Annotated in this window: 12 protein-coding genes, 13 tRNA genes and 2 pseudogenes; 25 read left to right on the top strand and 2 right to left on the bottom strand. The window is 34.3% G+C overall.

Features of this window, described 5'->3' with window-relative positions:
* The first annotated feature begins 17 nt into the window (after positions 1-17).
* From ACUXEY_RS22800 to ACUXEY_RS22745, 12 genes are all read left to right on the top strand, one after another.
* Positions 18-93: transfer RNA gene (locus ACUXEY_RS22800), tRNA-Val, on the top strand.
* Positions 94-117: 24 nt separating this feature from the next.
* Positions 118-194: transfer RNA gene (locus ACUXEY_RS22795), tRNA-Met, on the top strand.
* A gap of 3 nt (positions 195-197) precedes the next feature.
* A tRNA-Asp gene (locus tag ACUXEY_RS22790) sits at positions 198-273 on the top strand.
* Between the two features lie 9 nt (positions 274-282).
* Positions 283-358 (top strand) — tRNA-Phe (locus tag ACUXEY_RS22785).
* Positions 359-376: 18 nt separating this feature from the next.
* A tRNA-Thr gene (locus tag ACUXEY_RS22780) sits at positions 377-452 on the top strand.
* A gap of 10 nt (positions 453-462) precedes the next feature.
* Positions 463-546 (top strand) — tRNA-Tyr (locus ACUXEY_RS22775).
* Between the two features lie 7 nt (positions 547-553).
* Positions 554-627 (top strand) — tRNA-Trp (locus ACUXEY_RS22770).
* A 19-nt stretch (positions 628-646) separates the two neighbouring features.
* Positions 647-722 (top strand) — tRNA-His (locus ACUXEY_RS22765).
* 63 nt (positions 723-785) lie between these two features.
* A tRNA-Gln gene (locus tag ACUXEY_RS22760) sits at positions 786-860 on the top strand.
* A 5-nt stretch (positions 861-865) separates the two neighbouring features.
* Positions 866-940: transfer RNA gene (locus tag ACUXEY_RS22755), tRNA-Gly, on the top strand.
* A gap of 14 nt (positions 941-954) precedes the next feature.
* A tRNA-Cys gene (locus ACUXEY_RS22750) sits at positions 955-1,025 on the top strand.
* A gap of 10 nt (positions 1,026-1,035) precedes the next feature.
* Positions 1,036-1,117: transfer RNA gene (locus ACUXEY_RS22745), tRNA-Leu, on the top strand.
* Between the two features lie 174 nt (positions 1,118-1,291).
* Here the strand turns inward: ACUXEY_RS22745 and ACUXEY_RS22740 are convergent.
* Positions 1,292-1,613 (bottom strand): annotated as a pseudogene (locus ACUXEY_RS22740) (DUF3884 family protein).
* Positions 1,614-1,963: 350 nt separating this feature from the next.
* On the opposite strand from ACUXEY_RS22740, the gene ACUXEY_RS22735 reads away from it, so the two are divergent.
* From ACUXEY_RS22735 to ACUXEY_RS22675, 13 genes and pseudogenes are all read left to right on the top strand, one after another.
* Positions 1,964-2,683, top strand: coding sequence for a YebC/PmpR family DNA-binding transcriptional regulator (locus ACUXEY_RS22735; protein ID WP_048528712.1), 720 nt, complete (start codon positions 1,964-1,966; stop codon positions 2,681-2,683).
* Between the two features lie 106 nt (positions 2,684-2,789).
* A pseudogene (locus tag ACUXEY_RS22730) lies at positions 2,790-2,933 on the top strand (DNA mismatch repair protein MutT); the annotation flags it as partial.
* A gap of 476 nt (positions 2,934-3,409) precedes the next feature.
* Entirely contained in the window at positions 3,410-4,186 is a 777-nt protein-coding gene (locus ACUXEY_RS22725) for a transglycosylase domain-containing protein (protein WP_461301659.1), read from the top strand.
* Between the two features lie 187 nt (positions 4,187-4,373).
* Positions 4,374-5,024 (top strand): DsbA family protein, encoded by a 651-nt coding sequence (locus ACUXEY_RS22720; RefSeq protein WP_166705350.1) that lies wholly within the window; start codon positions 4,374-4,376, stop codon positions 5,022-5,024.
* Positions 5,025-5,138: 114 nt separating this feature from the next.
* A tRNA-Gly gene (locus ACUXEY_RS22715) sits at positions 5,139-5,212 on the top strand.
* Positions 5,213-5,411: 199 nt separating this feature from the next.
* The gene (gene queG, locus ACUXEY_RS22710; protein ID WP_048528709.1) at positions 5,412-6,554 is read left to right on the top strand and encodes a tRNA epoxyqueuosine(34) reductase QueG; all 1,143 of its coding nucleotides are present in this window, start codon (positions 5,412-5,414) and stop codon (positions 6,552-6,554) included.
* Positions 6,555-6,598: 44 nt separating this feature from the next.
* On the top strand, positions 6,599-7,486 hold the full coding sequence (locus tag ACUXEY_RS22705) for an amidase domain-containing protein (protein ID WP_166705352.1): 888 nt from the start codon (positions 6,599-6,601) through the stop codon (positions 7,484-7,486).
* A 58-nt stretch (positions 7,487-7,544) separates the two neighbouring features.
* Positions 7,545-8,033, top strand: a complete 489-nt coding sequence (gene trmL / locus ACUXEY_RS22700) for a tRNA (uridine(34)/cytosine(34)/5-carboxymethylaminomethyluridine(34)-2'-O)-methyltransferase TrmL (RefSeq protein WP_000538147.1) — start codon at positions 7,545-7,547, stop codon at positions 8,031-8,033.
* Between the two features lie 129 nt (positions 8,034-8,162).
* On the top strand, positions 8,163-10,232 hold the full coding sequence (locus ACUXEY_RS22695; RefSeq protein WP_461301658.1) for a sensor domain-containing protein: 2,070 nt from the start codon (positions 8,163-8,165) through the stop codon (positions 10,230-10,232).
* A gap of 393 nt (positions 10,233-10,625) precedes the next feature.
* Positions 10,626-12,521, top strand: a complete 1,896-nt coding sequence (locus ACUXEY_RS22690; protein WP_000353283.1) for a PrkA family serine protein kinase — start codon at positions 10,626-10,628, stop codon at positions 12,519-12,521.
* A 446-nt stretch (positions 12,522-12,967) separates the two neighbouring features.
* Positions 12,968-14,143 carry a sporulation protein YhbH gene (gene yhbH, locus ACUXEY_RS22685; protein WP_327798625.1) on the top strand — a complete coding sequence of 392 codons (1,176 nt, stop codon included), beginning with the start codon at positions 12,968-12,970 and terminating at the stop codon, positions 14,141-14,143.
* 130 nt (positions 14,144-14,273) lie between these two features.
* Positions 14,274-17,318 carry a leucine-rich repeat domain-containing protein gene (locus tag ACUXEY_RS22680; RefSeq protein ID WP_461301657.1) on the top strand — a complete coding sequence of 1,015 codons (3,045 nt, stop codon included), beginning with the start codon at positions 14,274-14,276 and terminating at the stop codon, positions 17,316-17,318.
* A 156-nt stretch (positions 17,319-17,474) separates the two neighbouring features.
* Positions 17,475-18,341 (top strand): GNAT family N-acetyltransferase, encoded by an 867-nt coding sequence (locus ACUXEY_RS22675; protein ID WP_166705365.1) that lies wholly within the window; start codon positions 17,475-17,477, stop codon positions 18,339-18,341.
* Positions 18,342-18,470: 129 nt separating this feature from the next.
* On the opposite strand, the gene opuD is transcribed toward ACUXEY_RS22675, so the two are convergent.
* The gene (gene opuD, locus ACUXEY_RS22670) at positions 18,471-20,021 is read right to left on the bottom strand and encodes a glycine betaine transporter OpuD (RefSeq protein WP_461301656.1); all 1,551 of its coding nucleotides are present in this window, start codon (positions 20,019-20,021) and stop codon (positions 18,471-18,473) included.
* Positions 20,022-20,094 lie beyond the last annotated feature (73 nt).

Below are 20,094 nucleotides of genomic sequence, written 5' to 3'. Positions count from 1 at the left end.
GTACGGGTCACCACTTTGGAGGATTAGCTCAGCTGGGAGAGCACCTGCCTTACAAGCAGGGGGTCGGCGGTTCGATCCCGTCATCCTCCACCATATAAATTATATGAATAGTATTGTCGCGGGGTGGAGCAGCACGGTAGCTCGTCGGGCTCATAACCCGAAGGTCGCAGGTTCAAATCCTGTCCCCGCAACCAAATGGTCCCGTGGTGTAGTGGTTAACATGCCTGCCTGTCACGCAGGAGATCGCCGGTTCGACCCCGGTCGGGACCGCCATTTTAATAAGGCTCGGTAGCTCAGTCGGTAGAGCAGAGGACTGAAAATCCTCGTGTCGGCGGTTCGATTCCGTCCCGAGCCACCATTTATCTTAATAATATACGCCGGCTTAGCTCAATTGGTAGAGCAACTGACTTGTAATCAGTAGGTTGGGGGTTCAAGTCCTCTAGCCGGCACCATGTAAGTTTCGGAGGGGTAGCGAAGTGGCTAAACGCGGCGGACTGTAAATCCGCTCCTTCGGGTTCGGCAGTTCGAATCTGCCCCCCTCCACCATTTACATAGGGGCATAGTTTAAAGGTAGAACTGAGGTCTCCAAAACCTCCAGTGTGGGTTCGATTCCTACTGCCCCTGCCAAATATATTTACACAACATGGCGGTTGTGGCGAAGTGGTTAACGCACCGGATTGTGGCTCCGGCATTCGTGGGTTCGATTCCCATCAGTCGCCCCATTTTTATTTTAAAAATTACAAATAATCTAATGGATACTTACATATAATTAAGTAAGAAATCGATGGGCTATAGCCAAGCGGTAAGGCAACGGACTTTGACTCCGTCATGCGCTGGTTCGAATCCAGCTAGCCCAGCCATTTTTGCGGAAGTAGTTCAGTGGTAGAATACAACCTTGCCAAGGTTGGGGTCGCGGGTTCGAATCCCGTCTTCCGCTCCAATAAAAATTCATATGGCGGCATAGCCAAGTGGTAAGGCAGAGGTCTGCAAAACCTTTATCACCGGTTCAAATCCGGTTGCCGCCTTTTCTTTTGTGCCGATGTGGCGGAATTGGCAGACGCGCACGACTCAAAATCGTGTTCCTTCGGGAGTGTCGGTTCGAACCCGACCATCGGTATCATGAACGGCGTAATAAAAAATCTCTATACTAATTGTATAGAGATTTTTTTATTTTCTTCGCGTGACAAAAAGTGTGCGGTGAGTAAACTAAGAAATATTAAAAGGATAAAAACAAACATTCATTTTTATCCTTTTAATTCCGGTATTCTATACAATATTCTCTTTGAGTATTCTAGAGAGAATTTCTCCAACCCGGTGACATGAAGTTAAATCCGACAGCACCAGTAGATATTAGTACGTTATCAACGGTTAAGTTTGTAATTTCTAAAAACCTCTTTTTAAACTCTTCTTTGTTGTACTTGTACATAGTTGAGTGGCACGCCCACATGTGCGTTGAAGTACTCAACCAGTCCCCTAATTCTTTTAATTCAGGAAACGACTCAAATTGAATTGGTTCATTTAATTTCATGAATCTCACTTGATAGATAGTTGGATTTAGCTTCTCTCCTATTCCTTTAAGACCATGTGTTTTTTTTTTCGTTTGAATGTGTCATAATTCTCCCCCATTTCCCCTTCAAATTTTTTCCTATTTTTATTATACAACAATAGAAAGTAATTATGGAAATATTATGGAAATCAGTATCGGCGATATAAAAAGACTCTAACTGAAATGTTAAAGTTTTTTTGTAAAATTGTGCTATGTGCTTCTAAAATTCGTAATAAACGTAGGAATTCATGTATAATATAACTTGTCGAAAGAACAAAATGATAGTGATTTATATTATGTCTGTAATATGAATCAAAAATGAACTTTTTATATTTCTTTTAAAAATGTGTTGAATACACATTATATTTCATATTAATATTTTTATGTAGATTTAAAACGGGAAAGAGAGTGGAAAGTATGGGTCGTAAATGGAATAATATTAAGGATAAAAAAGCATCAAAAGATGCAAATACTAGCCGTATATACGCGAAATTTGGACGTGAAATTTATGTGGCGGCAAAACAAGGCGAGCCAGATCCAGAATCAAACCAAGCGCTTAGAGTTGTATTAGAACGTGCAAAAACATACAATGTGCCAAGAACAATTATTGATCGTGCAGTTGAAAAAGCAAAAGGTGGTTCAGAAGAAAATTATGACGAGCTTCGTTATGAAGGATTCGGACCAAATGGATCTATGGTAATTGTAGATACACTTACAAATAACGTAAACCGTACTGCAGCAGATGTACGAGCTGCATTTAGCAAAAACAGTGGTAACATGGGTGTAAACGGTTCTGTAGCTTACATGTTTGATGCGACAGCTGTTATCGGTCTTGAAGGTAAAACATCAGATGAAGTTCTTGAAATTTTAATGGAAGCAGATGTAGATGCACGTGACATTCTTGAAGAAGAAGATGCTGTTATCGTGTATGCTGAACCTGATCAATTCCATGCAGTACAATCTGCACTTAAAGATGCTGGTGTTGAAGAATTCACAGTTGCAGAATTAACAATGCTTGCACAAAGTGATGTAGAACTTCCTGAAGATGCTCAAGTCCAGTTTGAAAAAATGGTTGATGCATTAGAAGATTTAGAAGATGTGCAACAAGTTTACCACAACGTAGACTTAGGAGAATAATGCGATAGAAGCCCCTTTTCGTTTAACGGATAGGGGCTTCTTTTTATGAATTTAATTAAGGTGATGAATTAGTAAAGGTATTTTGTTGTAGGCAGGGAATATGCTTATAGGGATAAATGAAGAGAACATAGATGAGTATATAAAGCGTCCTCATATGAAATCCAGAACGCTTGATGCGATGAGAGCAACACATTTTATTCCGTATGAAACTTGGGAAGTGCAGCCATATAATTTAATAGGCAGATTGTAAAGAAAAGAGTAGCCGATTTGAGATACAATCAAATCACTACTCTTTTTTGTATACTGTTTAAGAAAAAGGTCAAAATAATAATAGTGCTAGTATTGATTTTTAGAACGTTTGTTCTGTATAATGTATGATATATTATGCACATTTAGATTACTAGATACTTACAAATATATATATTTGTAGATGATATAATGAAAATAGGGCGTTTTAATAGAGGAGCCTTAAGGTTTACTCTGTTATTGGTTTGACTTAATCTATATTCAATATTTCAGATGAATAGTAGATAAAAAAAGACTGTGATACAATACTTTTTTACCCCGCTATTTGTGTGCAGCCCGATTGATGCGGGCTGATTAAAGTTTCATTTTATACCTTACAATGATGTAAGGTACGTGTAAGAGAAATCGATGGGATATTTTTTTACAACAAGGTATTCTTAAAGTAAGAATTATACGCTGTGTGGAAAAGAGGTGTTCAAGATGAAAGAACGAGTATTATCTAGGGTGAACTATCACCAAAAAGTTGCATTAAATCCAATGACTAAGTTTTTTTATAAAGCCATTATTTTATTATTATTGTTAAGTTTTACATTATTATTCGTTGGAAATGTAATGATCGAGCAAAGTGATATTAGTAAATTACATGTACCGGCTAAATTAGAGGTGCCAGAATCATTAACACATGCATTTATTGCGACAGAGGATAAAAGGTTTTATCATCATAACGGTTTAGATTATATAGCGATTGTCAGAGCGTCTGTTGAGAATATAAAAGCTGGTGGTGTTGTGCAGGGTGGAAGTACAATTACACAACAGTTATCCAAAAATGCTTTTTTAACGAATGAACGTACATTTTCTCGTAAGTGGAAAGAGATTTTCTATACGAAAAAAATTGAACGTACCTTTACTAAGGATGAAATTTTAAAATTGTATGTAAGTAATATTTATTACGGAGAAGGAGCATGGGGAATTGAAAAAGCGGCAAACCTTTACTTCGGTAAAAAGGTAAGTCAATTAACGCTAGCTGAAAGTGCAATGATGGCTGCTGTAGTAAAGGCACCTTCTTATTACTCACCGGCACAAAATTATGATAAGGCCGTAGAGAGACGAAATGTCGTTTTGAGATTGATGGAGAAAGAAGGATATATCAATCATGATGAGTATGTGCAAGCAGTTAGTGAGAAGTTAGTAATTCGTCATGATATAAAAACAGAGCAGTCGATGTTAAATAGTGCTCGTGAAAAAGCAGTAAGCTAAAGGAAGTTCCTACATAGGAGCTTCTTTTTTTGAATAAATTGTGACAAATTGTGACACAATATCGTCACAATTATTGTGTTTTTGTAATTTATGTGAGCGTGTTCATTGCGTGACGTATGTAAGTGTTGATATTATGTGTATTGTGTACAATGCTGTATACAGAATATGAATTTAAAGAGGAATGTATATGAAATCAAATAAACTCATGGCTCTTGGTATAGTTTTTTCTATCGCAGTATTGATTGTAATCGGAACAATTGCGTATAGCATCATAAATGACAAAAAGGATAAAGGGAATGAGATGTTTGCTTATTCCACACAACAATCTTTAGGGAAAGATGATGCCCCAGTTAAGGTAGTTGAATTTGGAGACTTCAAATGTCCTGCTTGTCGTACTTGGGATGTAACAGTATTACCACGATTAAAAGAAGAGTATATCGATAAAGGCAAAGTGCAGTTATACTTTATTAACTTCCCATTTATCGGAAAAGACTCTGATTTAGGTGCAGCAGCTGGTGAAGCAATTTATAAACAAGATAAAGATTCATTCTGGACTTTCTATGATGAGATTTATCAAAGTCAAAAGAAAGATACGGAAGAATGGATTACAGAAGAATTACTTCTTAACATTGTGAAAGAGAAGCTTCCGAAAGTTGATGTAGAACAATTTAAGAAAGATTTACACAGTAAAGAAATAAAAGAAAAAGTACGTAAAGATTCAGATCGTGCTCAAAAATTAAAAGTTCAAGGTGCTCCTTCAGTATATATAAACGGAAATCTTGCAAACCCTGATTTCGATAGTATGAAGAAGGCGATTGATAAAGAATTGAAAAAGTGATGAGCTACTCATCACTTTTTCGACTTTTTTCGATAAAATTCTTGCTTCCGCTTTTTGTACATGCTATACTACTTTACATAAGTTATTCTAATATCTTATATTTATTTCATATTTGCGGGTGTAGTTTAGTGGTAAAACAAGAGCCTTCCAAGCTCTGGTCGAGAGTTCGATTCTCTTCACCCGCTCCAAATTTTATTAAATGTTTTTCTATAAATTGTGATCAACGCAGTGTTTCGTTTCCGAGATAAACGAGGCATTGCGTTTTTTAATGTTTGGAAAACGTAATTTTATGCGAAAATAGAAGTAAAGAATAGTATTCCAAAAGTGAATTGCTAACCAATATAGACGTTACATAAGGGATGGATTCATCTGAGGAGGCGATTAGGAATGGATTTTGAACAATTAAAGCAAGATGTAATTGCGTATAGTAAAACAATTGGTATAGATAAAATAGGCTTTGCTAGTGCTTCACCATTTGAAGAATTAAAGCAGCGGTTAATCCAGCAGCAACAATTAAATTATCAATCTGGATTTGAAGAGCCTGATATAGAAAAAAGAACGAACCCACAGCTTCTACTACCGGGTGCTAAATCAATTATTGCGATTGCATTAGCGTATCCTTCAAAATTAAAAAATGCACCATTAAGTAAGCGCGGAGAACGCCGCGGGATTTTTTGTCGTGCTTCTTGGGGACAAGATTATCATCTTGTTTTACGAGATCGTTTGCAAAAATTAGAAGCATATTTAATCGAAAAACTTCCCAATATAGAAGTTAAGTCAATGGTTGATACGGGTGAATTAAGTGATCGAGCTGTTTCGGAGCGGGCTGGTATTGGATGGAGCGGTAAAAATTGCGCTATTATTACCCCTGAATTTGGTTCGTATGTGTATTTAGGAGAAATGATTACAAACGTTCCCTTCCCACCAGATCAGCCGATAGAAGATCAATGCGGAAGCTGTACAAAATGTATTGATATTTGTCCTACAGGTGCTTTAATACAAGGCGGACAGTTAGACTCGAAGAAATGTATTGCATTTTTAACACAGACGAAAGGATTTTTACCTGAAGAGTACCGCGACAAAATAGGAAATCGTATTTATGGATGTGATACATGTCAGACTGTTTGTCCGAAAAATAAAGGAATGGATTTTCATAATCATCCTGAGATGGAACCAGATCCTGAGTTAGTTAAGCCATTATTAACACCACTTTTAACAATTAGCAATCGTGATTTTAAAGAGAAATATGGGATTATGTCTGGTTCGTGGAGAGGTAAAAAGCCGTTACAACGAAATGCGATTTTGGCACTTGCGCATTTTAAAGAGGCATCAGCAATTCCTGATTTAATCGGTGTTATGAAAGATGATCCAAGACCAGTACTTCGCGGAACAGCAGCATGGGCACTTGGAAAAATTGGTGGAGATGGCGTGGGCGAAGCCATTGAAAAAGCAATGCAACGTGAGAAAGATGAAGAGGTTCTTCATGAAATGAATCGCGGACTTGAATTGTTAGCGCAGAAAAAAGAGTAGATAATATCTCCCTTTTTCATATTGTAATATGGGAGGGAGACGAAATGGTTGTAAAAATAAATATTGAAAAGCAAGTACAACAATTTTTAGCATATATAACAGAGAAACGAACAAATGTAGAGGGTATTGCTGAAGATTTATTACAAATAGCACAGAGAAAGAAAGAATTGTTTCAAAAGCGTAATGCAGAGATAGTGAAAGCAACTGCAGATGTTTCTTTCATGAGACAATTAAATAATAGCAATCATCAAGAAATTGATTATCAAATACATTTTAAATATTTAATTAAGCATAAAGAATTATTTTATATCGAAGAGGAACAACTAAAACGAAGAGTTTGTTTAAATAATAGCCGGGTAATAGGTGATTATGCTATTGAAGTGCCAGAAGCAGTTGGAATGAGTGAGACATTAGAAAGGGAAGTTACAAAAGAGAAGTACGGTTCTTATCAGTACAATCGTTTAGAGGCAGTGAAATATGCAGAGCGTTGGTGGGATGATCGAAACCCTGTATATCGTAATTTCCCTGATAATTGTACAAATTTTATTTCTCAATGTCTTCATACTGGAGAAGTACCAATGAATGGATATCCTAATATTCGTAAAGGGTGGTGGCAAAGGGAGAATCAGTGGAGTTGGAGCTGGGCTGTCGCACATTCTTTTTATTGGTATTTGTCAGGTGCTAGAACAGGGCTTCGAGCTAAAGCTGTAGAAAGGCCTGAGGACCTTATTCTTGGTGATGTCATCGCTTATGATTTCGAGGATGATGGTAGGTGGAATCATACGACGATTGTAGTAGCAAAAGACGCAGATGGTATGCCACTTGTAAATGCACATTCAGCGAATAGCCGTCGGCGTTATTGGAACTATGAAGATTCTAGTAAATATACACCACAAATGAAATATAAATTCTTTCATATTATTAATGGGTAGAGATTTTTCGCTCAAGTGGTATAATACGTAGTAGACAAAAAACAGAGGTGAATATCGCGTGGGAGTACATGTTGTTTTATATCAACCAGAAATTCCAGCAAATACAGGGAATATTGCTCGTACTTGTGCAGCAACTGGAACAGAATTACATTTGATTAGACCGCTTGGATTTTCAACGGATGATAAAATGTTAAAGCGTGCAGGATTAGATTATTGGCAGCACGTGAAAATTACGTATTATGATTCAATTGAAGAGTTTTATGAGAAAAATAAAGATGGTGAGTTCTTCTACTTAACAAAGTATGGCGAGAAAGCTCATACAGCGTTTGATTATAGTAAACGTGAGAAGGATTACTACTTTGTATTTGGAAGAGAAACAAACGGCTTACCAGCTAATGTAATCGAAGAAAACTTTGATCACTGTTTACGTATTCCAATGACTGATAAAGTGCGTTCATTAAATTTATCTAATACAGCAGCTATTTTAATTTATGAAGCATTCCGTCAACAAAATTATCCAGGATTAGATTTAGAAATTGTTTATTAAAAGTCGCCATATGGCGACTTTTTTTCTAAAAATAAAAATAAATATGTAATCATACATTTAAAAAAGGGTACATATTCATATAGAATGGGGATATATGAATAAAAATTGATCAGACGGGTTGAGATAAATATGAAGGAACGATATAGTAATCAAAATACCTTTTTAAGTATGATAGATATGGAGTTAATAAGAAGAGGGTTATTACATGCTATTCAAGATTTAGTATTCATTGTGAAAGTTATGGACGATGAAATCTTTAAATATATTTATATAAATAAGATAGGGATGGATTATGCGAAGCTAAGCGAAGAGTGTTATGGAAAAACGTTCGGTGAAGTATTGCCAGAAGATACGGCGAAAATATTGCAAGTGCAATATGCAAAAGTAGCGAGCGAAGCGAAAGCACATACCTTTTGTGATGTAGTTAGTTTACCAACTGGTAATGTACATTATGAGTCTTCACTTAATCCTGTATTTGATGAAGAAGGAGTATGTCAGTTTATTATTTGTATTACAAGAGATATTACAGCTCAGGTTGAGGAAAAGGCAGAGATAGAGGAAAAACAAATGTTGTTTAAGTCATTACTAGAATATAATAATGACTCCATTATATCTATAGATTCTATAGGTAGAATTACATATGCGAATCCAGCAACGTATGAAATATTTGGATATCGATATGAAGAATTAAATAATAAATTTATCTTTGAATTTATTAATAAAGAATATGAAAAAGATTTTCAAATTATATTTAAAGGATCTATGCAAGGAAAAGCAAAGCAAATTGTTTCAAAGAAATATGTTCATAAAGAAGGGTACGAGCTCTATATTTCTTTGAGAACTATTCCGATTATTGTGAACGGTGAAATTGTTGGGGTTTATATTGTTACGAGGGATGTTACAAGGCAAGTATTAAACGAGATGAGAACGGAATATTTAGCTTATTATGACCAGTTAACAGGATTAATGAATAGAATTTCATGTACAAATAAGTTAAATGAGTTATTAAATGATAAGATAGATTTTGCGTTTATCTTTATAGATTTAGATGAATTCCATCTTATTAATGATACTTTTGGTCATAAAGAAGGAGATAAAGTATTACAAAAAGTGACAGAATGTTTAAGCAGTATCCAAATAAGCGGTATGCACTTATTTAGAGAACACGATGATCAATTTGTTATATTAATAGAAAATATAACGAAAGAACATGTAGAGGTAGTTGCAAAAAGCATATTGAAAAAAATTAGTGAACATTTTGTAATCGAGGAAGAGGACGTGTATTTAAGTGCGTCAATCGGGATTGTAATGGCTCCAACAGATGGGGAAGATGAAAAAATATTATTCCAAAGAGTTGATGCTGCTTTGGAAAAAGCGAAAGAAAAAGGAAAAGGGCATTATCATTTTTATTGCAGTGGATTAGATTGTGAGCGTGAACAAAGATTTATAATAGAAAACCAATTACATCGTGCTATAGAAAAAAATGAATTTTTCTTATATTATCAGCCGCAAATTAATATTGAAAAGAAAAAAATAGCTAGCATGGAAGCTTTAATAAGGTGGGAAAATAAAGAATTAGGATTTGTCTCTCCTAATCAATTTATTCCGCTGGCAGAAAGAACAGGTTTTATCATTAAGCTTGATGAATGGGTAGTAAATGAAGTGTGTAAGCAAATACGTGAATGGTTAAATAAAGGATATGAAGTTGTCCCGATTGCAGTTAATATTTCAGCTAGACACTTTCGCTCTATTACATTAATAGAGATGATTACACGAGCTTTACATAAGTACAATGTACCAGCCCATCTATTAGCGATAGAGGTTACAGAAGGAGCCCTTATGCATAAGGACATATCGAAAAGAGTATTGCTGCAATTGAAAGAACAAAATTTAAAGATTCATTTAGATGATTTTGGAACGGGATATTCATCTTTAAGTTATTTAAAAACGTATCCAATTGATACATTGAAAATCGATCGTTCTTTTATGGAAGGTATACATGTAGATGAACGCGATACGAATATTACAGCTGCAATCATTCATTTAGCTCATACTTTGGAATTGAATGTAATTGCAGAAGGCGTAGAAAAAGCGGAACAAATACAATTTTTGAAGGAAAAAAATGTGAAGTTTGTACAAGGTTATTATTATAGCCGACCTTTATCAAAAGATGATGTGGAAAATATGTATTATAAATAATTGATAAAAAAAGTGATGTGCTTAGAAGCACATCACTTTTTATTTGTACCGGGTTTATCATTGTAACCAGATGTAAAAATAGCTGTAAGAAATGTGAGTGATACACCTAAAATTAATAATAATTTCATACTAATATCCCTCCTATTTTTTCAGTTTACGAATCTTAAATATGAATCGAAATGTATGTAATGTTCTTGGAAGAAAAGAATTTATTTAAAATGAATAGCGGTGTAAAAACTTTAATACCTATATTATACAGAATTTTCTTTGAATTTTGGAGAGAATTTTATAGCACTACTGTATATTTCATTTTGATTTAAAGAATGTTTGAGGACATCCTAGCATACCTTTTATAATAATCCGATTGAACAAGGAGATGGGGGAGGAGCTATAATGGATATTCTAAAAAAAATTGAACAGCATCGAGAAGCAGAAGAACGTTTACAATGGGAAGGTACGTTTGCGGAGTATTTAGAGCTTGTGAAGGAAAGACCATGGGTGGCTCAAACAGCACACTCTCGCATTTACAATATGATAAAAGATGCTGGAATTGAAGAAGTAGATGGTAGAAGAAAGTATAACTTTTTTAGTAATCAGCTATTTGGATTAGAGGATGCTTTAGAACGTCTTGTAGAGGAATATTTTCATCCATCTGCAAAACGATTAGATGTTAGAAAACGTATTTTATTATTAATGGGTCCTGTTAGTGGAGGGAAATCAACATTAGTTACGATGTTGAAACGAGGGTTAGAAACATATTCACGAACAGATCGAGGAGCGATCTTTGCAATTAAAGGATGCCCAATGCACGAAGATCCGCTTCATTTAATTCCGCATCATTTACGGGATGATTTCTTTGATGAGTATGGAGTTAGAATTGAAGGGAATTTATCGCCACTCAATGTTATGCGTCTAGAACAAGAATATGGTTCAAGAATTGAGGATGTAGTTGTAGAGCGTATTTTCTTCTCGGAAGATCGCCGTACAGGGATTGGTACATTTAGCCCGTCTGATCCTAAATCACAAGATATTGCCGATTTAACAGGTAGCCTGGACTTTTCAACTATCGCAGAATATGGTTCTGAATCAGATCCACGAGCGTATCGCTTCGATGGAGAATTAAATAAAGCAAACCGTGGGATGATGGAATTCCAAGAGATGTTAAAATGTGACGAGAAGTTTTTATGGCATTTGTTATCGCTTACGCAAGAAGGAAACTTCAAAGCGGGAAGATTTGCGCTTATTTCAGCAGATGAATTAATTGTAGCGCATACGAATGAAACGGAGTATCGTTCTTTCATAGCAAACAAGAAAAATGAAGCATTACACTCAAGAATTATTGTAATGCCAGTCCCATACAATTTACGAGTGAGTGAAGAAGAACATATTTATGAAAAAATGATTCGTGAAAGTGATGTATCCAATGTTCATATTGCACCACACACACTTCGCGTTGCAGCAATGTTTACGATTTTAACTCGTTTAAAAGATCCGAAGCGTCCGGATATTGATTTAATTAAAAAGATGCGTTTATACGATGGAGAAACGGTAGAAGGTTATAATGCAATTGATGTAGAGGAGCTGCAACGTGAATATCAAGATGAAGGCATGAGCGGTATCGATCCTCGTTATGTAATTAACCGAATTTCTTCGACAATTATTAGAAAAGAAGTACCATCTATTAATGCATTAGATGTACTTCGTTCTTTAAAAGATGGATTAGATCAGCATCCATCCATTAGTAATGAAGACCGTGAGCGTTATATGAATTTCATTTCATTAGCGAGAAAAGAATATGATGAAATTGCGAAGAAAGAAGTACAAAAAGCATTCGTGTATTCATATGAAGAGTCAGCGAAGACACTTATGGATAATTACTTAGATAACGTTGAAGCATATTGCAATAAATCGAAATTACGTGACCCATTAACAGGTGAAGAAATGAGTCCAGATGAAAAGCTAATGCGCTCAATTGAGGAGCAAATTGGAATTTCAGAAAATGCTAAGAAAGCATTCCGTGAAGAAATTTTAATTCGCATTTCTGCTTATGCGCGTAAAGGAAAACGCTTTGATTATAACTCACATGAGCGTCTTCGCGAAGCGATTCAGAAAAAACTATTTGCTGATTTAAAAGATATAGTGAAAATTACAACATCAACGAAAACACCAGATGAAAATCAGCTTAAGAAAATTAATGATGTTGTTGCGCGCTTAATTGATGAACACGGCTACAATTCTTCATCTGCAAATGAATTACTACGCTATGTAGGTAGTCTGCTAAACCGATAGTTTGATAACAAAACGCTGTCTCTTGTATTTTGCGGGACAGCGTTTTATTATCCGTTCATATGTGTAAAGTGTCATACCTTGTCCAAATGTAATAAATTAAGATGCAATTTCATGAATTTATTGTCAATTATTTTTACAATATGCATATGATAGAGTAACCAACCATTCATACGAAAAAAGCCAACACAATACAATATGTTGCAAAGTGTAAATGTGTGCAACTATGCATTGTGTTTCTTTCTTATCAGCGGCTGAATCTTTCTTGCTAGTATGTGAGTGGCAAAATTTTGTTTAGGATGCTCGGAGTATTATATGAAAAACGTTATATATGTTTATGGGATGATTTTCGATGGGCAGTTACCTTTCATTCTAGCTTGCACAGTATAAAACAAAATTTTTAGCTTGCTGTTCATATAGGAAGACAATTACAGTAAGGAGGGAAAGAAATGGGTGAAGAAAATCAACCAAATTATACGATTTCACAGGAAAACTGGTCCCTCCATCGCAAAGGATATGACGACCAACAACGCCATCAAGAGAAAGTGCAAGAGGCAATTAAGAATAATTTACCCGATCTTGTAACAGAAGAAAGTATTGTTATGTCTAATGGTAAGGATGTTGTGAAAATACCGATTCGTTCTTTAGATGAATATAAGATTAGGTACAATTATGATAAAAACAAACACGTTGGGCAAGGAAATGGTGACAGCAAAGTTGGTGATGTCGTTGCGAGAGATGGATCAGGTGGTCAAAAGCAAAAAGGACCAGGAAAAGGGCAAGGAGCAGGGGATGCGGCTGGAGAAGATTATTATGAAGCTGAAGTCTCTATTCTAGAATTAGAGCAAGCGTTTTTCAAAGAGTTAGAGCTGCCTAATTTAAAGAGAAAAGAAATGGATGAAAATCGGATTGAACATATTGAATTTAATGATATTAGAAAAACTGGATTATGGGGCAACATCGATAAGAAACGAACGATGATATCTGCATATAAACGAAATGCAATGCGTGGTAAAGCATCTTTTCATCCGATTCACCAAGAAGACTTAAAGTTCCGCACTTGGAATGAAGTGTTAAAGCCAGATTCAAAAGCTGTTGTATTAGCGATGATGGATACGAGTGGATCGATGGGAATATGGGAGAAATATATGGCACGTAGCTTCTTTTTCTGGATGACACGATTTCTACGAACGAAGTATGAAACAGTAGATATTGAGTTTATTGCCCATCATACGGAGGCAAAAGTCGTTACAGAAGAAGAGTTTTTCTCAAAAGGAGAAAGTGGCGGAACGATTTGCTCTTCTGTATACAAGAAAGCACTCGAGCTAATTGATAATAAATACTCACCAGACCGCTATAATATTTATCCATTCCATTTTTCAGACGGTGATAATTTAACATCAGATAATGCTAGATGTGTAAAACTTGTTGAAGAGTTGATGAAGAAGTGTAACATGTTTGGGTATGGGGAAGTTAACCAATACAACCGCCACAGCACCCTCATGTCAGCCTATAAAAACATTAAAGATGAGAATTTCAGATATTATATTTTAAAGCAAAAAGCAGATGTATTCCATGCGATGAAGAGCTTTTTTAGAGAGGAATCTGGAGAGAAAATGGCATAACCCCTTTAAACAAGGGGTTATTTTTTTGTAAACTTTTTATTTTTTTAGTTGACAATGATAATGAAAATCATTATCATTTATTCGAGAAATGATTACATTTCGAATTATATATTTTGGAGGAGATGTAAAGTTGAACAAAAATAAAAGAAAACATATAAATGCAATGTTAGTGGCAGCAGCATTAGCGCTACCATTTGCTGCGTATTCAACACCTGCTTTAGCAACTGTAGCAATTGAGGCGAATAAGGCTGGACATACTTTAGAAGATGGTACATATGATGCTGTAATTAAAGCGTATAAGGATAAAACGAATGAAGAGTCTATGGCAGCCGTTTATATAAAGGATCCGAAATTAAAAATTGAGAATGGAAAGAAAATTGTAACCGCAACATTAAGTGATAGTGATTTCTTTCAATACTTGAAAACAGAAGATATTCATACTCCAGGTGTGTTCCATGATGTAAAAGTAATATCAGAAGATAAAAAGAAAAATGGAACGAAGGTTATTCAATTTGAAGTTGGAGAATTAGGAAAAAGATATAATATGCAAATGCATATTTATATTCCGACAATGGCCTACGACAATAAGTATCAAGTACAGTTTGAAGTAAATGCATTAAATTTGGGGAACATTGTTCAAGAAGAGCAAAAGGAAAATACAGAGGATAAAGTGGATCAACAAGATGACAGTGGAAATGTAATATTAGATAAACAATTACAAAAACATATTAATAAGTATAACTTAGGTAGAGATAATTTAGATGCTCCAATAACTAAGGAAGATTTATTAAAAGTTAAGTCTTTAATAGTTGTTGAGGCAAAAAGTAAAGGGATAAATGACGTAAGTGGTTTGGAGTATATGACGAACTTAGAAAACTTAATGTTGGAAGAAGTTAAGTTAGACAACATACACTTTATCTCGAAGTTGAGACAGTTAAAATCAGTAAGTATAACTTATAGTGAACTTGAAAATATTGAACCTTTGGCTGAGTTAGAGAATATTGAGAGTTTAAGTTTAAGAAACAATAAAATCTCAAATTTAAGCCCATTAAGTCAAATGAAGAAGATTAAAATATTAGATTTAAGTAGTAATGCTATAAAAGATATAACGCCATTGTTTACAGTAACTTCTTTAAGGGATCTAGCTTTAGCGAATAATCAAATTAGTAACGCTAATCTTGCTGGGATTGAGCAATTGAAAAAGGTGAAGAATTTATCTTTAAGTAACAATGGACTTACTAATATAGAGCATATTACACCAATGAAAAAGTTAGTAGAGTTAGATCTTTCTAAAAATGAATTAGACAACATCGAACCTTTATCAAGATTGTCTACTGTACAATCACTTAATTTAGAAGAAAACTATATCTCAGATATAACACCACTTAGTCAATTAACAGGTTTATATGATTTAAAGCTAGGGTCAAATGAAATTCGTGATGTTAGACCTGTTCAAGAGTTAGGAAAAAGAATGTATATCGATATTCAAAGACAAAAAATCTTTTTAGATGATGTAGAAATAAATAAGGAAGTTAAAATACCTGTATACGATTTAAAGGGAGAAACTCTCAAGGATATTAAAATGAAGAGTGAAGGTGGAACGGTTCATAATGGTTTTGTTAAATGGAATAGTCTTGGCGAAAAAATATATGAATTTGAATTAGAGACTGATTCTGCTGAGAATAAAATACGATTTAATGGAACCGTAATTCAAAAAGTAGTCGAAAAACAAGAGGATACGAATGTTATCCAAGACAAAGAATTACAACGATATATTAATAAATATAACTTGAGTAGAACCAATTTAGATGCCCCTATTACGAAAGAAGATTTATTAGGGATTAAAACATTAAAGATAACTGATGGGCAAAGTAAAGAGATAAAAGATATCTCTGGTATAGAGTTTATGACAAATTTAGAAAACTTAGATTTAGAAAAAATTGATTTGAAAAATATAGATTTTATTTCGAATTTGAGAAATTTAAAATCTGTAAGTCTAGCAAATAATAAAATTGAAAATATTGCTCCCTTATCTAAACTAGAAAAATTGGAGAAACTAAATATAAGCCATAATAATGTTAAAAACATTGAATCATTATTTAAAATGAATTCATTAAAAAATTTAAATGCTTCAAATAATAAAATTAACAATGCTACTATACAAGGAATTCAGCAATTAAAGAATTTGTATGTGTTAATATTAAATAATAATGAAATTAGTAGTGTAGAAACAATTAGTGAAATAAGTATGTTGAACGAATTAGAATTGAAAGGAAATCAAGTAGTGGACATTAAGCCATTAAGTAAGTTGAAAAATTTACAGTGGCTGAATTTATCAGATAATAAAATTAAGGATATATCAATTTTTGCTTCAATGATACAGTTCTTTAGTTTAAAACTTTCTGGAAATGAGATTCAGGATATAAAACCGATTATACAATTGTCTCAAATAATAACAATTGATATTAGAGGGCAAAAGATTATTCTAGATAATGTACCAATCAATGAAGAAGTGAAAATACCTGTATATGATGCAGAAGGAAATCCACTTGAGAATATTACGTTAAAGAGTAACGGCGGTACAATTAATAGGGTAGAAGGTACAATCATATGGAGTACTTCAGGAGAAAAAAAATATGATTTTGCTTATGATGGAAGAGACTATGATGGGCTTGGTATATTATTTAGTGGCGAAGTTGTACAGAATGTAATAGAGGAACTAGATCAGAAAGAACCAGTAAAAGAAGTTGAAGAATCAAAAGAAGAAATAAAAGAACCAACAAAAGAAGTTGAAGGCCCGAAAGAAGAAGTAAAAGAACCAACAAAAGAAGTTGAAGGCCCGAAAGAAGAAGTAAAAGAGCCAGCAAAAGAAGTTGAAGAATCAAAAGAAGAAATAAAAGAACCAGTAAAAGAAATTCAAGGTTCAAAAGACGCAGTAAATCAATCAGTAGCAGTTCAAGAACAAAGCGCGAACAATCAAGTTGTGAAAGAAAAAGTAGTAGAGAATCAAAACGTGAAAGAAAATAAACCAGCTGTTAACAAGCAAGAAGAAAGCAAGAAATCATTAGGAGCAACAGGTGGACAAGAGAATACATCAACATTACTTTCAGGCATAGCGTTAGTGCTCTCAGCACTGAGTATGTTTGTATTTAGAAAGAGATTATTTAAGAAATAAAAGCGTTTTATCTTATTATAACGTAATATAATTATATGAGTTTTTGAGAAGACATTATCATGGCGATTTCATTTTGAAATATGCTTATGATGATGTCTTTTTTTAGAAGGATATAAATGGAAAATGTGTAAATGTATTAGAGAAGGAGGAGAGGTTATGTATGTCAGTTCTATTTTGAAAATTGAAGAGGTGGCAGCATTTATTGCGAATATGAATAAAGATGCTACTCATCATGTTGGCTATTGTGGAGATGAGAAAGAGGAGTTGTTACAGACGATTATTCATGGTTTTTCAGATATAGGCTGGGAACAATCTTTTGTTGCTACTTATGAGAATAATAATTTAATAGGTGTATTAGGATTCGATGTGGATGAAGTAAAGAAATGTGCCGAAATATGGGGACCATTTATTCTTTCAGCGAATTGGGAAGAAGCGGCTTTACATATGTGGAAGGAACTTATCGAAAAGATGCCTTTTCATATTGAGAAGTTTTATGGTTTTTATAATGTGAAAAATAATAATTGTGCCCGCTTAATGGAGGATTTACATGCAAAAGAACAAAAGAGACATAGTATTTTCAGTTTAAGCTATAATATTGTGGAAGAACGTAGTATATGTAATGTAGAAGAAGCTTTACCAAAAGTGTTTGAGCAGTTTATCTCGTTACACAATAACGTTTTTCCTAATACATACTATGAAGGAAATGAAATTATCGAACGTTTAAGTGATACGAATAAATTATTTGTAAGTATGAAGAATGATAAGTTAGAAGGTTACGTATATGTTGAAGTAAATCCGGAGTTTCAAGAAGCGAATATCGAATTTATTGCAACTGCTGAAAATAGTAGAAGAAAAGGTGTCGGAGAGCGGTTATTACAAGCTGCTATTCAGTATATTTTCTCATTCCAAGGGATGAGAGAGATAGAACTATGTTTGAATACGAATAATGATCGTGCGATGGAGTTGTACAAGAAAGTAGGTTTTGAGGAAAAAGCATGTTTACAACACTATATAGTAGAGTAAAAACCCATTCGTATGAAATACATTTTTCATACGAATGGGTTTTATTTCATTTACTTTGCCGCCCTCAGTAATAACAGATTCAGGACTAATTTGAGGGCCGAATTCTTCTTGTATAAGAGGTGCTAATCGTTACATAACCTTTTTTATTTTTTTCGGAATTTCTTTCGTTTGCAAATTAACATCTTCTTTTCGTAGCTCTTTAAAGAGCGAAGTAATCATAAGAACGACTACGATAGAAAATGGTAGTGCTGCGATTATAGCTGCAATTTGTAGTGCATTTAACCCTCCAGCTTGTAATAAAAGAGCTGCAATTATCGCGATTGTTAATCCCCATATAAGTTTTAAACTATTTTTCGGTGATAAGCTTCCGTTACTCGTTTGCATTGAAACAACAAACGTTGCCGAATCGGCAGAAGTAACGAAAAATGTGGCTACTAAAATTAATCCGATAATTGTTAAAAATGTAGAGAACGGTAGGTGTGAAATAACAGCAAATAATCCAATCTCTGTACCATTTTTTGCGATTTCATCAGCTATACCAAGCGATTGGAACATTTCCATATGGATAGCGGTACCGCCAAATACTGCAAACCAAAATGTGCAGATAAGAGTTGGGACTAATACAACTCCAAAAATAAATTCTTTTATTGTGCGTCCTTTAGAAATACGGGCGATGAATGTACCGACGAATGGAGACCAAGAGATCCACCATCCCCAATAGAAAATAGTCCAGTTTTCTATCCAAGAAGAAGATTTTTCATTAAATGCTCCTAAATTTAATCCCATACTAGGTAAAGCTCCGATATAAGAACCGAGTGTAGATGTGAAATATTTCATAATAAATACAGTTGGTCCTAAAAGTAAAAAGGAGACGAGTAATATACCTGCAAGAGAGAAATTTAAGTTACTCAAATATTTAATCCCACGATCTAAGCCTGTTTGGGCACTTGTTAAATATAAAACAGCGAAGATGGCGATAAGTACGAGTTGTGTAAGTAACGTGTTATGAATAGAAGGGAATAAATAGCTTAATCCTCCGGCAATTTGTTGAGCACCAATCCCAACAGATGGCACAATCCCGAATACTGTGGCTAAAACAGCTAAAATATCGACTGTTTTTCCGATAGGAGAATTTTTCGATCGATTAAATAATGGAGTAACTGTAGCCCCAATTGTGCTACCTTTTTGTTTGCGGAATGTGAAATATGCAATTGTTAAAGCAACCATTGCATATAGTGACCATGGAAAGAGGCCCCAGTGGAAAAATGAATATTGCATAGCGAGCTTGGCGCTTTCCTCTGTACCTGCTTTTCCTGTTAATGGATCTGTAAAATGTGAAATCGGTTCAGTGATTCCATAAAAGAGGAGTCCAATTCCCATTCCTGCTCCAAACAACATGGATAGCCAAGATGAATAACTATATTGTGGTTTTTCTCCATCTTTACCAAGACGAATAGAACCGTACTTAGAAAATGCTAAATAAGTGGCTAAAATAATCATTACGGTCATAAGTAGAGAGTAAAACCATCCAAATTTATTGAGGATAAATGAATTTAAGGAAGATGTAACACTTTGTAAATCATAGCCTTGTATCCAACTTGCCGGGGTAATTCCCCATATGATGAATAACGTTGTTAGCAAGATGGAGATATAAAATACACTGTTCTCTTTTTTTATCATAGAATCCCACCTTTGTTTAATAAAGTTAACAATTATATTAATCATAACAATTAAAAGATTAATTGTCAAAAAA

The sequence above is a fragment of the Bacillus sp. F9_6S_D1_P_5 genome, assembly GCF_054823925.1.
Note: the sequence above shows the minus strand (reverse complement) of the source record. Positions and strands in the feature narration are given on the sequence as shown.

Coding starts and splice junctions, on each gene's coding strand:
- ACUXEY_RS22735 (WP_048528712.1), top strand. CDS start 1,964: ATGGGTCGTAAATGGAATAATATTAAGGATAAAAAAGCATCAAAAGAT.
- ACUXEY_RS22725 (WP_461301659.1), top strand. CDS start 3,410: ATGAAAGAACGAGTATTATCTAGGGTGAACTATCACCAAAAAGTTGCA.
- ACUXEY_RS22720 (WP_166705350.1), top strand. CDS start 4,374: ATGAAATCAAATAAACTCATGGCTCTTGGTATAGTTTTTTCTATCGCA.
- queG (WP_048528709.1), top strand. CDS start 5,412: ATGGATTTTGAACAATTAAAGCAAGATGTAATTGCGTATAGTAAAACA.
- ACUXEY_RS22705 (WP_166705352.1), top strand. CDS start 6,599: ATGGTTGTAAAAATAAATATTGAAAAGCAAGTACAACAATTTTTAGCA.
- ACUXEY_RS22695 (WP_461301658.1), top strand. CDS start 8,163: ATGAAGGAACGATATAGTAATCAAAATACCTTTTTAAGTATGATAGAT.
- ACUXEY_RS22690 (WP_000353283.1), top strand. CDS start 10,626: ATGGATATTCTAAAAAAAATTGAACAGCATCGAGAAGCAGAAGAACGT.
- yhbH (WP_327798625.1), top strand. CDS start 12,968: ATGGGTGAAGAAAATCAACCAAATTATACGATTTCACAGGAAAACTGG.
- ACUXEY_RS22675 (WP_166705365.1), top strand. CDS start 17,475: ATGTATGTCAGTTCTATTTTGAAAATTGAAGAGGTGGCAGCATTTATT.
- opuD (WP_461301656.1), bottom strand. CDS start 20,021: ATGATAAAAAAAGAGAACAGTGTATTTTATATCTCCATCTTGCTAACA.